Raw genomic sequence first — 13,313 nt, 5'->3', positions numbered from 1 at the left:
CGCCGCCGGCTCGCGCGAAAAACGGCGTGAAATTCGCGGTCTGCCCTTTGCGTTTTTCATCCACCTGGGGTCGCCTCCGGATGGCAATAGGCGACCCACCGCGAAAAAGTGTCATTTTAGCAGTTGATCTGGAACCGTTCAGCCGCCATTCCTTTTGACGCGTATATATATCGCATTTCGAGGACCGCCCTTGTGCATTGCAGCACGCCGCGGTCTCGCGCAGCCCCTTCGGGGCCGCCCCGTTGTCCGGACAACTGTCCCGGACAAATAAGTTCACGCCCTTTCAGACCAAGGGCCTTCTCCTCCGGTCCGGCTCGAATGGCCCGGAAGAGTTATTAAGGAGTACGCCATGAAGAATTCGCTCATCGCCGCCGCGATCATCGCTGCAGGACTGTCTCCCGTCGCCGTGATGGCGCAGGAAGCCGCCCCGGCCGCGTCGGTTGCCCCGACGGTGGGCGCCAAGGTCTTCGATCCGGAAGGAAACGAAGTCGGCGCCGTTGAAGCCGTTGCGGGTGACGTCGTGACCGTAAACACCGGAGTTGCGCGTGCAGGTCTGCCCAAGACCGCCTTTGCCATGCGCGACAAGGGCCTGACCATCGGCATGACCAAGGCGCAGCTCGAGGCGGCCGTCATGGGCGCCAAGGCCGAGAGCGGCGAAGCCAAGGCCAAGGCCATGGTGGTCGATGCCCCGATCAAGAGCAGCGACGGCAAGGTGATTGGCACCATCGCCAAGGTCGAGGGCGATGACGTGACCATGACACTGGCCGACGGCGAAGGTCGCACCGCGCTGTTCAAGAAGGCCAACATCGGCCTCATGCCCGACGGCTCGCTTGCGATCGGCATGACCGCCGACGCCTTTGCCCAGGCCGTGGGCGGTTCTGCGCCGCAGACCGCCGCCGCGGGCGCCGAAGCTCCGGCTGGCACCTGATCCGATCGTCGCCACCCTCTCGGGTCGGCACGCTTTTGGAAGGGCCGGGATACGCAGGTATCCCGGCCCTTTGCATTTGAGCGGTGGTCGCGTTTGCGACCGGGCAACTGCCGTGCCGGTAATTTTCCCGGAAATCCCTTGCGATTCATCGCATGTTTGGAGCAAGAGGGCCCGGCAATGTCCCAGCCCCCCTTGACCGGGACAAACGTACCCTAATGCGATTGGACCCCTGTTGACCCTCCCTGCGCGCATGAGACGAATAGTCGAGGCATCGCACAACTTCGAACCTTCCTTCGATCTTGCCCGCCGCCGTACCGCCTCCGCGATCGGCGCCGTGCTCCTGGGCCTTACCGCGATCGGCTTCGCCTGGATGGGCGACAAGGCGCAGGAACTGTTCACCCGCTTCCAGTCGCACAACATCTACCTGACCCTCGCCGCCACGCCCTTCGTCTTTGCGGGCGTCGTCTGGCTCACCAACCGGGTCAGCCCCGCCGCGCGCGGCTCGGGCATTCCCCAGGTCATGGCCGCGACCAAGAACCTGGACCTCGCCTATACCAAGCTTCTTTCGCTGCCGACCGCGCTGTTCAAGCTGCTCATGACCGTCGCGATCCTGCTCGTGGGCGGTTCGGTCGGGCGCGAAGGACCCACGGTCCAGATCGCCGCCGCGATCATGGTGGCCTGCCACAAGGTGCTGCGCGTGCCGATGACGGCTGGCGTCCTCATCGCGGGCGGCGCGGCGGGTGTCGCCGCCGCCTTCAACACCCCGCTCGCCGGGGTCGCCTTCGCGATCGAGGAACTCGCCTCCGCCTTCGAGCAGCGCGTCGCCGTGCTGGTCATGGGCGCGGTCGTCATCTCGGGCATGGTCAGCCTCGGCATCGCCGGGGACTACGTCTATTTCGGCGTGATGCACGACCGGCTCGTCTTGCGCTCGGTCCTCATCGTCACGCCCGTCGCCGGAATCCTGGGTGGTATCGCCGGGGGCCTGTTCTCCAAGATCATGCTCTCCTTCGCGCTTAGCCACCACCCCTGGTTCCTCGCCATCCGCAAGCGCCCGGTGCTCGCCGCCTTTGGCTGCGGCCTCGTCGTCGCCATCGTCGGGGTCGCCACCGGCGGCCTCACCTGGGGCACCGGCTACGAGACGACCAAGCAGATGATCGAGGGGCAGAGCATGCCCGCCGGCTGGTTCGGCCCGGCCAAGTTCCTCGCCACCGCCGCCACCGCCGTCTCGGGCGCGCCGGGCGGCATCTTCGCCCCCTCGCTCTCGGTCGGGGCGGGCTTCGGCGAACTGCTCTCCTTCGCCTTTCCCGACGATCCGATGCCCGCGGTCGTGCTGCTGGGCATGACCGGCTACTTCGTGGGGGTGGTGCGCGCACCGCTGACGGCGGTCATCATCCTCATGGAGACAACCGCCAATCGCGGCATGATCCTCCCGCTCTTCCTGACCGCGATCATCGCCGATGCGGCCAGCAAGCTGGTCTGCAACACCAAGCTCTACCACGGTCTCTCGCACGGCTTCCTGCGCCAGGCCGAGGAACCGCGCGAACAGCAGGCCTGATCGCCCACGCGGGCAAATCCCGACCGGCTGCGCTCAATAGCGGTCGGGATACCAACTCTTCAGATCCTCGGAGAAGCTGCCCAGCGGATAAGGCAGCATCTGCGCATTCCACGCGTCCCACAGCGCTTCCAGTGACCGTGCGCGCTCGGGCTGATCGGCAATGTGGTCGGCCCGCTCGCGCTGGTCTTCGGCGAGGTTGAAGAGGTGCGCCTTGCCGCCAAGGCGCAAGTACTTCCAGTCGCCCTGGCGGATCGCGGCCTGGTCGTTGGCCTTGAAACGCCAGCACAAGGTCCGCTCGAGCGGAGCCGAACGCCCGGCCAGTTGTGCGCTGAGATCGACGCCGTCGAAACGCCCCGGCGCTGGCTTGCCAAGCGCGAGGGCGTGCAGCGTGGGCAGCCAGTCCATGCCCGCGATCACTTGGCCAGGCGTCGATCCCGGCGCGATGCGCCCGGGCGCACGCACCAGCGCGGGGACGCGAATCCCCCCCTCGAGCAGCTCCCCCTTCTGACCGACGAGCGGCCAGGTCTCGGAGAAACGCTCTCCCCCGTTGTCGCTGGTGAAGACCACGATGGCGTCCTCGCGCCCGTTGCGCCGGAGTGCCTCGAGCACTTTGCCGATGTTCTCGTCCATCGTCTCGACCATTTCGGCGTACTTGGCGAGATTGCCCCCCGCCCGGTCGCGCAAGTCGGTGAGCGTCTTCGCCTTGGCCTCGTCGCCGCGTCCTTCCCAGGGCCAGTGCGGGGCATTGAAGTGGAGGCTGAGGAACAGCGGCGCCTCGCCCGCCGCGTCGATCTGCCGCACCGCCTCCTCGCCGAGCAGGTCGGTGAGGTAGCCTGCCTCCTTGACCGGCGTATCGCCGCGCGTCAGGCCCATGCCCACTTCCTGGCCGTTGCTGATCCCGCGATGAAGGAAATAGTCCGCCGCGCCTTCGACGATGCCATAGAAGGCATCGTAGCCGTGCTCCAGCGGACCGTTCTGCGGCGGCAGGCCCAGATGCCACTTGCCCACCAGCACCGTGCGATAGCCCGCCTTGCGCAGGAGTCCCGGAAGCGTGGGCCGATCCGCCGGCAGCCCGAGACCCTCCGATAACTGCGCAAGCGGTTCGTCGAGCCCGACCCGGAAGCGCTGCTGGTAGCAGCCGGTGATGATCGCGGTGCGACTGGCCGAACAGACCGGGCTGTTGGCGTAGGCCTGGTGCAGCACCGCGCCGCCCGCGCCGATCGAATCGATCGCGGGCGTACGGATGGCGTGCGAGCCGGTGATAGAGAGATCGGCATAGCCCAGGTCGTCGGCGATGATGAAGACGATGTCGGGCGCGCGTCGGCCAGTTGCGGCACGGGCCAGACTGGGCAGCGCGGCCAACGCAAGCGAACTCGCGCCTGCCGCCAGCAACGCGCGGCGGTCGATAGAACGGGGACGGGTCATGGATATGTCCTTATGAAAAATCTCTTCGGGGGAGCCTCGGCGCGCGGCCTCAGAAGGTCGTGCGCACGGTGAGGCCGTACGTGCGCGGGTCCCCCAGCGTGCCGCGAATGGCGCCGTAGCTGTCGGCGGAACGGGTTAGGAAATAGGTCGTATCGCCCAGGTTGCGGGCCCAGAGCTGGATATCGTAGCGGCCGTTCTCGGCCCGCACGCCAAAGCGCAGATTGACGAGGGCGTAGCCGGGAATGCGCGAATAGAGCGAATCGTTGGCGCTCGTGTAGAAGCCGCTGCGATAGCTGTAGTCCGCGCCGAAATAGGCCTCCGCCGCCTGCCCGAAGGCCTGTCCGAGCCCGGCATGCGCTTCGCCACCTGCCGACGCGGCCCACTTCGAGACACCGGGCAGCGGCCGCCCGCTCATGTCGCAAGTAGCCTGCCCGGTGATCTCCAGCGGGCATGGCGCATTGGCGTAGGAGACGTAATAGGCGTCATCGTACGTCCCCGAGGCATAGAGTGTCAGCCAGTCACCCAGGCTGCCGCGCAGATCCGCCTCGAACCCGCGAGTGCGCACCTTGCCCACGTTGGTGAAGTAGCTCTGGTTGTTGCGGCTCGTGTCGACGACGGTCGTCTGGTAACCCGAATCGTCGGTCCAGAAGGCGTCGAGATTGGCTTCCAAGTGCCCGTCGAACCAAGTGCTCTTGAGACCCAGTTCATAGCTGTCGATCGTCTCGGGCCGGATCACCGGATCGGCCGCGTAGGTGCCCGTCGTGACGATGTTGGAGAGGTTGAGCCCGCCGAACTTGTGGCCACGCGAATAAGTGGCGTAGGCCAGAACATCGTCGGCAACCTTCCACGAGAGCGTTGCCTGCCCCGACAGCCGCCCTGCACTGGTCTTTGCGCGGTAGGCGTTGTCGGTCCCGAAGCGCGCCCGCAAGGTCTGCGCGGCCGCCTGCTGCTCGGTCGTGAGGCCGGACAGGTCGTTGCCACTCACCACCTGCTCAAACCAGCCGCTCTTGCTCTCGTAGGTGTAACGGAGCCCCGTGGTTAGATCGAGCCGCGGCGTCACGTGCCAGATCGTCTGGGCAAAGGCCGCGTAGCTGTTCGTGATCGGCTGCGAATGGCTGACCACCGAATAGCCGTCGAGCGCGGTATCGGCGACGAGCGCGCTTGTCGTGGGCGCATACCAGGCCCCGGCGTCCTCGCCGAGCAGGTTGACCGCCTCGGCATCAATCTTCTGGTAGAGGTAGTAGACACCCGCGACGTAATCGAGCGCGCGCGTGCCGGACGAGGCGATGCGCAGTTCCTGGCTGAATTGCTTCTGCCGATTGCTCTGGTGCGAATCGCGCCCGGCATCCAGGCTGGTGTTGTCGGCGTCGTTGTGCGGATACCAGTTCCACGCGCGATAGGCCGTGACCGAAGTAATCGCCGCCTCGTCCAGCGCGTAGTCGGCCGTGATCGAGCCCCCGTGCTGGTTCATCCGGTAGTTCTGGCGACCATCGACATCGACCACGCGATCCTTCCACGAAGCGCTGACCGGAGTGTACCCGGCGAGCGCCGCGCGCTGTGCGAAGGTCAGCGGGAACGCGGTGCCGTTGGTGTAGTTCTCGACCTGCCCCACCAGGACGCTCGCCGCCGTGTTGCTATGCTGCTTGCCGTAATCGGCGATCACCCGCAGCTTGAAGCGATCATCGGGCGTGAACAGAAGCTGCCCGCGTGCGTTGAAGTCATGGTAGTCCTGCCCGTGCGAGCCATCGTGGATGTTGGTCGTGAAGCCATCGCGATCGGTCTTGGAGACGAACAGGCGCGCGGCGAGCGTGTCTGCCACGAGCGGGCCGTTGAGAAACGCATGGACCTGGCGCAGGCCATAATTGCCCAACGTCGCATCGCCGCCGGCGGACGCCTCGAAGCTGGGGGCACGGGTCTGGATGACGACGGCGCCCGCCGAGGTGTTCTTGCCGAACAAGGTGCCCTGTGGCCCGCGCAGGACCTCGACGTGGTCGAGATCGGCCATGTCGAACACCGCCTGCCCCGGCCGCGCGAGATAGACACCGTCCTGGTAGACCCCGACCGCCGGCTCCAGCCCGTCGTTGTAGACCGAGACGTTGTTACCCAGGCCCCGGATGTTGATGCTCGTGTTGCGCGGGTTGGTCACGGTCACGACGAGGCTCGGCGTGAGTTGGGGCATGTCGCGCAAGTTGTAGGTGCGGCTCGCCTCGAGCTGCGCGCCGGAATAGGCGCTGATCGCGATCGGCACGTCCTGGCTGCGCTCCTCGCGGCGACGCGCGGTCACGACGATGTCGGGGCTCGCACTCGCCGTTGCCGCGTCGGGCTCGGCGGCCGCAACGAGCGCGGCGTCCCCCTCCGCGGCGTGCGCGCTGACGGGCAGAGCAATGGAGAGGGCAAGGGGCAGGCGCGCGAGCAGGCCCCGCGCGCTATGCGAGTGAAAAGTAGTCATGGCTATCCTGGCAATGGGCCCGGCCTGCTCTTCCCTCGCGCCCAAGAGGCGCGACAAGGTGGGCGCAGAATTGCACCGGGCGAATGTTCGAAGAGGTCAGAGAAAGTCATGCGTCGGCGCGAGCCCACGCACGTGGCGTTCGGATCAGGTCTGTTCGTTGTCGTGCATCGTATCACCCATCAAGACGGGGAGATCACGAAACCTGGCCATGTGGCCTCAGCATCGCGCGCTTTAGCGGTTGGTAACGCGGAGCAAGCTGCTTCCCGATCAAATGCCGCGGGTCGAAGATTCGCAAAATCCGGCAGTTCTCGACCACTGGCCACCGGCGCTCCAAATGCCTATCAATTTAGTAGGGAATTAGTCAATCGAAAATGCTCGAAAATAAACTTCTTGCCCTGCAAATCCTTATTTCAATAGTCGGATATTCGAGCCACTCCTGCGGGCTTCCCTCAGGTGCGCGATTGGCGTTCGGGTGCTGCCCATGCCCAACCACGTCTTGAACGGCACCTGGCCGCACCGCTCGACGCCCGGGCGAGGCCTCGTCTGCAGCCTCTGCGTCCGGAGTGAGCTTCGATTGGGCAATAAAAAACCCTCGAAAACCGAAAGGCTTTCAAGGGCACCGCATGGAAAGTGTATGGCGCGCCCGGAACGATTCGAACGTCCGACCCTCAGATTCGTAGTCTGATGCTCTATCCAGCTGAGCTACGGGCGCGCATGCACATTTTTTCTCCAATTTATCCAACGATGGCCACCTTGGAGAAAGTGGCGCGCCCGGAACGATTCGAACGTCCGACCCTCAGATTCGTAGTCTGATGCTCTATCCAGCTGAGCTACGGGCGCGTTGGAGAGGCGCCTTTAGAAAGGGACTGCTCCGCGGTCAACACCTATGTCACTTCTTTTTCGAAAAATCGTCATGCACCTCCCCCGCAAGCACCCGTTCGAGCGCCCGTGCCAGCGGATAATCCAGCGGCGGCATCGCCAGGTCGCCAATCCGCGCGGGCGCGTACCAGCCCGCCTCGCCTCCCTCGAGCGACATCGGCTCACCTTCCCAGCAATCGGCCCGGTAAAGCAGAATCACCAGCGAGCGCCCCACACCCGCGCCGCCCACCCCTTCGAGGGGGCCACTGGCAAATCCCACGGGGAGAAGATCGCGGACCTTGAGACGAACTCCCAGCTCCTCTTCCATCTCCCGCACGGCGGCATCCTCGGGACTTTCCCCAGCATCGACCTTGCCTCCGGGAAACTCCCATAGCCCCGCATGCATCGTCCCGCACGGTCGCTGCTGCAGGAGCACCCGCCCCTCCGCATCGACCAGCGCAACCGCCACAACGAGCAGAGGTGTCAGATTTTTTTCCACATTCGACCTTCCATTTAATCACTCTTTAAGCCCGACAATCGATTCTGGGGCTTGGTATGCAATCGGGCGGGGCGAAAATGGGCTGGTTGAAACATCTGAAAGCCGCCTGGCGCGACAAGGCCGGCGCCACCGCCGTCGAATATGGCCTCATCCTCGCGATGGTAGTTCTCGTCATCGTCTTTGCAATCCAGGGCGTCGCCGACCAGACGATCGCCATGTGGGGCGACGTCAACTCGAAGAGCTCGGAGGCCATGGCAGGCAACTGATGCAAGGTCATGCTTAAGTCTTTTTCAACTCTTGCATCCTAGGAAGATCACTGTCCGAAGCGCCCAAGTGAGACTGCGGCAAAGCGGACCGGGTACACACTAGACTGCTTTTCATCAGGAGACATACGATGAAGTTCCTCACCAAGCTGCGCCGCAACGAAGAAGGTGCCACCGCGATCGAATACGGCCTGATCGCCGCCCTCATCGCCGTTGCCGCCATTGCTGCCATGCAGGGCCTCGGCACGCAGCTGACCTCGACCTTCACCAAGACCTCGACCACGCTCGAAGGCGCGAACAAGTAAGTTCGCTCTACCTGACGGCCGGATCTCCCGGCCGGAAGTTCAAGAGGCGGCAGGGCAACCTGCCGCCTTTTTTGTCACCCTTCCCGCGATATTTGAACTACCTCCAGGGACCGGAACAGCGAGCTTTTCCAGGGGCTTCGTTGCCATCGCGCCTCCGCCCCAAGAGTGAGCACTGTCTGGAAATTTTACATCTGGAGATCGTATATCGCCTCAGCGGCCCGATCGTCCAATTTTCCTGGCCACAAGCCAGCTAGCTCGTCCGCCGCGCCAGCGGGTGGCGCGCGTTCACCAGTTCGATCAGCCGCGCGCTGTCGACATGGGTGTAGATCTGGGTCGTCGCGATATCGGCATGGCCCAGCAGCGTCTGTAGCACCCTCAGGTCCGCCCCGCCTTCCAGCAGATGCGTCGCGAAAGCGTGACGCAGCACATGCGGGGACACCCGCTCGGGATCGAGATCGGCGCGAATCGCGAGCTCGCGCAGCAATTGGAACAGACGAATCCGGGTCAGGTGGCCAGTGCTCGCGCGCGAGGGAAACAGGAATTTGGAGCCGGGAGTGCCAACGCGCACCGCAAGCCAACGCGACAGCGCCTGGCGCGCGCGCGTGCTGACCGGAACCATGCGCTGCTGCCCCCCCTTGCCCCGGACGTGGAGAAACGGCGCATCACGCGGCACGGCGGCCAGTGGCAGCGAGACCAGCTCGGTCGCACGCAGGCCCGACCCGTAGAGAAGTTCGAGCAGCGCCAGCAGACGCACCGCCGGGGCCTCGCCCGACTCGGCCTCGGCTTCGGCCACGGTGAGGAAACGCGTGACCTCCTCGCGCGACAGGAGGCGCGGCAGCGGGCGGCGGGTGCGCGGACGCGGCAAGGCGGGCGAGGGATCGTCCTCGCGAAGGCCCTCGTCAACAAGAAAGCCGTAGAACTGGCGCAAGGTCGAACACTTGCGCGCAAGACTGGCCGCGGAAAGATCGCTCCAGTGTGCCGAAAGCGACTCGAGGCGGGGTCCATCGGCACGCACCAGGTCGCCCAGCGCCGCCTGCGCGCCCTCGAGGTCCCGGCGATAGGCGGCAAGCGTATTCGCCGCCGCCCCGCGCTCCACCGCCATCATCGAGAGGAACCGCTCGAGAGGATCATCGCCTTGCGTCATGCTCCTCCCCCTCGCGAGCTGCCGCAGCCTGCCACTCAGGTCCGCGCGATGGCCTCGGCCGCGACCATGCGCGCCTCGGCGCCCAAGCCCACCCGGTTCATCGCCGAGACGATGTGGTAAAGGTAGCGCGGCGTCATCAGGCGCCAGTTCGCACCCTGCATGCCGAAACCGGCGAGGATGACCACGCTCGCCTCATCACCGCGTTCGGCCGCCGCGTCGATGGCCTGCGTCCAGCGCGTGTCGCCATCGAGATTGAGCGCAAGATCATTCGAATAGCTGCGCGCCCGGCTGCGATCGATGCGCCCCAGCCCTGCGAGGCCCGCGACCAGGAAAGCCGCGCGGCGCTTGCCCGCACTGTCGTCGGCATCGATGAAGCTGTCGACATCCCCGCTCGACGCGCCCTGCCCGGCACCCGGCGCCGACAGCATGATCAGCGCCCACCCGGCAGAACCACGCTCCACGACAGAGGACCAACGCGCAGCATTTGCATCGTAGCCGGCCGAGAGCATCGAACCGATGAGGTCGGGCGCATCGTTCGCCAGATCGGCACTGGGCGAGATGCGCGCCGCGGCGGCGGCCGTCAGCACACGGCCCGCATAGGCGCCGCCGCTTTCGCCCGTGTCGCTCCACAAGGAGCGCATCGCCTTGATGCGTGCGGCGGGAGAGGGCAGCGAATAGGCATCGCGCAATTGCTCCGCACGCCCCTGCCATTCGGCCCCGGTGTCGGGATCGGAATAGATCTGCGCGTAAAGGTCGACCATTGCCGCGTTCGACAGGATACCCATGGCCCCTGCGCGCGTCGAAGCCGCCGCCCGCTGCTCGAGCCCGACCATCGGTGCAAGCGCGGTCACGGCGTCGTAGCGTCCTTCGTTCGCCTTCATCAGCGCGGCCGGGGGCATGATCCCGACACCGCGCGCCAAAGCGTAGCGCCAGGGCGTCAGGTCGTTCACGTCATCCCATTCGATCGTCACCGCGCGGCGCGACTTGCCGGCCGCTCCCGCGTAGCGCTGCGCCAGCAGCAGGTCGATGCGGGGCATTTCCCGGTGCGACAGCGAACGGTCAAGCTTGGCGAGCGCGGCCGTGCTGTTGCCCCGGAAGGCATCGCAGATCGCGCGCGCGGCGTCCCATTCCGGGTCCTCGCGCATCGAGCCCTGCGTCGCCATGATTGGGCACATGCCCGTGATATCCGCAGTCCCCAGGTAGACGCTGAGCGCCACGTCGCTGATCGCGGGCGAATAGTTGGCGATGTCGACGTCTTGCAAAAGTGCGCGCGCGGCATCGTATTCGCCCATGCGCAGCAGCAGGCCGACGCGCAAGGCCAGGAAGTCCTGCGGACTCATGCCCTGCGGCGGATCGAGCCGTGAGAGCAGCGCGCGCCGCAGCGCGATGTGCCCCCAGCGCGATACGAGCGCGCCGCGATTGCCCGAAAGCGCCAGGCGCATCAGCTCGGGATTGGCCCCGGCAAGCGATGTCGCGGGAAGTCCGCCCTCACTCTCGTCGAACAGGCCGACATGTTCCATCGCCCGGCGCGCCTGGGGCGGCATGTCGAATTCGACCTTGCGCCCGATCAGGCTCTCGAAATCCTCGGGCGACATGCGCGCGAGTTCCTCGAGCGTGGGCAGGCGCTTGAACTGGACACCGCTGTCGGTCGTCGGCGTCGGCGCGGCTGCGAGCGCGGCATCCGACGGGGCCGCCTGGGGCAACGGCTGGACCACGGGCCCCGAGGTCGGCCGCGCCTGCGCACTCGCGCTTGCACTAGGACGAGGGGCCGGTGTGACCGGGCGCGGCGCGGGACGCGGTGTCGGCGCCGCGCTCGGCGCAGGATCCTGGAACATCTTGGGAAGCAGCGATTCGGGCGAATCCTGCGCGACCGCCCAGGCCGAGGTCAGCGTCAGCGCGGCCCCGGCAAGAAGATGGACCGCCCTCATTTGCCCAGCTCCGGAACCGCGACCGAAACGACCTGATCCTTGACGGGCTCGCGGCCGGCGTCGATCCAGGCCACCGCCAGCACGGCAACTCCGGCCAGAACGAATAGCCCCAAGGCCAGGGCCGGACGCCCACGCAATCTAATCGTCACTCGCCTTCCTTCACCGATGCTTGCGCTGCGACCTAGCGCAACTATAGGCGATGGGGCAATGGACCTTCAACAGACCCGCTATTCTCCACAGGAGATTGCCGCCCTCGCCCGCAGGATCGATCGGCCTATCGTTCTTGTGGGCATGATGGGCGTCGGAAAGTCGAGCGTTGGCAAGCGTCTGGCTTCGCTTCTGAACTGCGACTTCGTCGATGCCGACGACGAGATCGAGCGTTCGGCGCAGATGACGATCCCGGAAATCTTCGAGGCCTACGGCGAAGCGTTCTTCCGCGACGGGGAACGGCGCGTGATCGCCCGCCTGATGGCCGACAACGGCGGCGGCTGCATCGTCATCGCGACGGGCGGCGGTGCCTTCATCAACGACGAGACCCGCGCCCTCATCCTCGACAAGGCGGTGACGATCTGGCTCGACAGCGACGTGGACACGCTGGTCGAGCGCACCGCGCGCAAGGACAATCGCCCGCTTCTCAAGGACGGCAACCCCCGCGAAACGCTCACGCGCCTGCGCGAAACGCGCCGTCCGTTCTACGCCCAGGCCCCGATCCACATCCTCAGCGGCCAGGGCCCCCACGTCCAGACAATCAACAAGGTCTTGCAGGAACTTTCCCAATGGCAGTGATCCCGGTCAACATCGCCCAGCGTCCCTACGAAGTGCGCGTGGGCACCGGCCTTCTCGCCGAAATCGGCGCGCAGTGCCGCGGCTTCCTGCGCAAACCCGCCGTGCCGATCGTGACCGACGTCAACGTGCACGCGGCCTGGGGCCAGGTCGTCGAGGATTCGCTGCGCGCCCACGGACACAGCGTCCACTGGCGCATCCTGCCCGCTGGCGAGCCGACCAAGTCGTGGGAGGAACTTGCCGCGACGGTCAACTGGCTGCTCGATCTCGAGGTCGAACGCGGCGACCACGTCATCGCGCTCGGCGGCGGCGTTATCGGCGACCTCACCGGATTCTGCGCCGCGGTGCTGAAGCGCGGCTGCAAGTTCATCCAGGTGCCCACGACCCTGCTCGCGCAAGTCGATTCGAGCGTCGGCGGCAAGACCGCGATCAACACACCCGCAGGCAAGAACCTCGTCGGCGCCTTCCACCAGCCCTCGCTGGTGCTCGCCGACCTCGCCGCGCTCGAATCGCTTCCCCCGCGCGAACTTGGCGCGGGCTATGCCGAGGTCGTGAAGTACGGCCTGATCGACGATGCCGACTTCTTCGCCTGGTGCGAAACCAATGGCGCGGCCATGCTCGCAGGGGATGAGGCGCTGCGCGAATACGCGGTCGCCCATTCGGTGGCGGCAAAGGCGCGCATCGTCGCCGAGGACGAATTCGAGACCACCGGCAAGCGCGCCCTGCTCAACCTCGGGCACACCTTCGGCCACGCGCTCGAAGCCGAGACCGGCTTTTCCGCAAGCCTGCTCCATGGCGAGGGCGTTGCGCTCGGCATGGTGCTCGCCGCGCGTTACTCGGCGCGCCTTGGCCACATGAGCGCGGCGAGCGCGGAGCGGGTGGCCCGCCACATCGCCGACGCGGGTCTTCGCGCCGAGATCTCCACGCTCGGCCTTTCCTGCGACGGTGGCGCACTGGTGCGCCACATGCTCCACGACAAGAAGATGGACGCGGGCACCCTCCCCTTCCTCCTCATGAAGGGCATCGGCCAGACCTATCTCGACAAGCAGGTCCAGCTCGACGACGTCGCGCTGTTCCTCGACGACGAACTGGTGCGGGCACCTTCGTAAGCGGTTTCGCGCCATTCACATGACATTACCGAAAACCGTGATAATGGTGCCCGCAACCAGAACAAAG

Annotated in this window: 12 protein-coding genes and 2 tRNA genes; 6 read left to right on the top strand and 8 right to left on the bottom strand. The window is 65.9% G+C overall.

Going from position 1 to position 13,313, the window contains the following annotated elements; genetic code table 11:
• Window positions 1-349: 349 nt before the first annotated feature.
• Window positions 350-928, top strand: a complete 579-nt coding sequence (locus HT136_RS04150; RefSeq protein ID WP_214198134.1) for a hypothetical protein — start codon at window positions 350-352, stop codon at window positions 926-928.
• A gap of 250 nt (window positions 929-1,178) precedes the next feature.
• Window positions 1,179-2,483 (top strand): chloride channel protein, encoded by a 1,305-nt coding sequence (locus tag HT136_RS04145; protein WP_214198132.1) that lies wholly within the window; start codon window positions 1,179-1,181, stop codon window positions 2,481-2,483.
• Window positions 2,484-2,516: 33 nt separating this feature from the next.
• Here the strand turns inward: HT136_RS04145 and HT136_RS04140 are convergent, their stop codons facing one another.
• The 5 genes from HT136_RS04140 to HT136_RS04120 all read right to left on the bottom strand — a co-directional run bounded on the left by HT136_RS04140 (window position 2,517) and on the right by HT136_RS04120 (window position 7,714).
• Window positions 2,517-3,908, bottom strand: coding sequence for a sulfatase-like hydrolase/transferase (locus HT136_RS04140; RefSeq protein ID WP_214198130.1), 1,392 nt, complete (start codon window positions 3,906-3,908; stop codon window positions 2,517-2,519).
• Between the two features lie 49 nt (window positions 3,909-3,957).
• Complete coding sequence (locus tag HT136_RS04135; RefSeq protein ID WP_214198128.1) at window positions 3,958-6,357, bottom strand: TonB-dependent receptor; 2,400 nt, start codon at window positions 6,355-6,357, stop codon at window positions 3,958-3,960.
• A gap of 635 nt (window positions 6,358-6,992) precedes the next feature.
• Window positions 6,993-7,069 (bottom strand) — tRNA-Arg (locus HT136_RS04130).
• A 51-nt stretch (window positions 7,070-7,120) separates the two neighbouring features.
• Window positions 7,121-7,197 (bottom strand) — tRNA-Arg (locus HT136_RS04125).
• 49 nt (window positions 7,198-7,246) lie between these two features.
• Window positions 7,247-7,714: a (deoxy)nucleoside triphosphate pyrophosphohydrolase gene (locus HT136_RS04120; protein WP_343222101.1), complete on the bottom strand. Its 468-nt coding sequence runs from the start codon at window positions 7,712-7,714 to the stop codon at window positions 7,247-7,249.
• Window positions 7,715-7,800: 86 nt separating this feature from the next.
• On the opposite strand from HT136_RS04120, the gene HT136_RS04115 reads away from it, so the two are divergent.
• Both HT136_RS04115 and HT136_RS04110 read left to right on the top strand, forming a co-directional pair.
• Entirely contained in the window at window positions 7,801-7,980 is a 180-nt protein-coding gene (locus HT136_RS04115) for a Flp family type IVb pilin (RefSeq protein WP_246543325.1), read from the top strand.
• A gap of 128 nt (window positions 7,981-8,108) precedes the next feature.
• Window positions 8,109-8,282: a Flp family type IVb pilin gene (locus tag HT136_RS04110; RefSeq protein ID WP_214198124.1), complete on the top strand. Its 174-nt coding sequence runs from the start codon at window positions 8,109-8,111 to the stop codon at window positions 8,280-8,282.
• Window positions 8,283-8,532: 250 nt separating this feature from the next.
• On the opposite strand, the gene HT136_RS04105 is transcribed toward HT136_RS04110, so the two are convergent.
• Genes HT136_RS04105 through HT136_RS04095 form a run of 3 tightly spaced genes read right to left on the bottom strand, consistent with a single transcriptional unit; the run spans window position 8,533 to window position 11,503 of the window.
• Window positions 8,533-9,426, bottom strand: coding sequence for a tyrosine recombinase (locus HT136_RS04105; protein ID WP_214198122.1), 894 nt, complete (start codon window positions 9,424-9,426; stop codon window positions 8,533-8,535).
• 35 nt (window positions 9,427-9,461) lie between these two features.
• Window positions 9,462-11,354, bottom strand: coding sequence for a hypothetical protein (locus HT136_RS04100; RefSeq protein ID WP_214198120.1), 1,893 nt, complete (start codon window positions 11,352-11,354; stop codon window positions 9,462-9,464).
• Entirely contained in the window at window positions 11,351-11,503 is a 153-nt protein-coding gene (locus HT136_RS04095; protein WP_214198119.1) for a hypothetical protein, read from the bottom strand. The genes HT136_RS04100 and HT136_RS04095 overlap by 4 nt, the downstream gene beginning before the upstream one ends.
• Window positions 11,504-11,561: 58 nt before the next feature.
• Here HT136_RS04095 and HT136_RS04090 point away from each other — a divergent pair, with 58 nt between their 5' ends.
• Both HT136_RS04090 and aroB read left to right on the top strand, forming a co-directional pair.
• Window positions 11,562-12,140 (top strand): shikimate kinase, encoded by a 579-nt coding sequence (locus HT136_RS04090; protein WP_214198117.1) that lies wholly within the window; start codon window positions 11,562-11,564, stop codon window positions 12,138-12,140.
• Complete coding sequence (gene aroB, locus HT136_RS04085) at window positions 12,131-13,246, top strand: 3-dehydroquinate synthase (protein WP_214198115.1); 1,116 nt, start codon at window positions 12,131-12,133, stop codon at window positions 13,244-13,246. The genes HT136_RS04090 and aroB overlap by 10 nt, the downstream gene beginning before the upstream one ends.
• The last annotated feature ends 67 nt before the right edge of the window (window positions 13,247-13,313 follow it).

Origin of the sequence: Novosphingobium profundi, from assembly GCF_018491765.1 — a bacterium.
GTDB classification, from domain to species: domain Bacteria; phylum Pseudomonadota; class Alphaproteobacteria; order Sphingomonadales; family Sphingomonadaceae; genus Novosphingobium; species Novosphingobium profundi.
Note: the sequence above shows the minus strand (reverse complement) of the source record. Positions and strands in the feature narration are given on the sequence as shown.

Coding starts and splice junctions, on each gene's coding strand:
- HT136_RS04150 (WP_214198134.1), top strand. CDS start 350: ATGAAGAATTCGCTCATCGCCGCCGCGATCATCGCTGCAGGACTGTCT.
- HT136_RS04145 (WP_214198132.1), top strand. CDS start 1,179: ATGAGACGAATAGTCGAGGCATCGCACAACTTCGAACCTTCCTTCGAT.
- HT136_RS04140 (WP_214198130.1), bottom strand. CDS start 3,908: ATGACCCGTCCCCGTTCTATCGACCGCCGCGCGTTGCTGGCGGCAGGC.
- HT136_RS04135 (WP_214198128.1), bottom strand. CDS start 6,357: ATGACTACTTTTCACTCGCATAGCGCGCGGGGCCTGCTCGCGCGCCTG.
- HT136_RS04110 (WP_214198124.1), top strand. CDS start 8,109: ATGAAGTTCCTCACCAAGCTGCGCCGCAACGAAGAAGGTGCCACCGCG.
- HT136_RS04105 (WP_214198122.1), bottom strand. CDS start 9,426: ATGACGCAAGGCGATGATCCTCTCGAGCGGTTCCTCTCGATGATGGCG.
- HT136_RS04100 (WP_214198120.1), bottom strand. CDS start 11,354: ATGAGGGCGGTCCATCTTCTTGCCGGGGCCGCGCTGACGCTGACCTCG.
- HT136_RS04090 (WP_214198117.1), top strand. CDS start 11,562: ATGGACCTTCAACAGACCCGCTATTCTCCACAGGAGATTGCCGCCCTC.
- aroB (WP_214198115.1), top strand. CDS start 12,131: ATGGCAGTGATCCCGGTCAACATCGCCCAGCGTCCCTACGAAGTGCGC.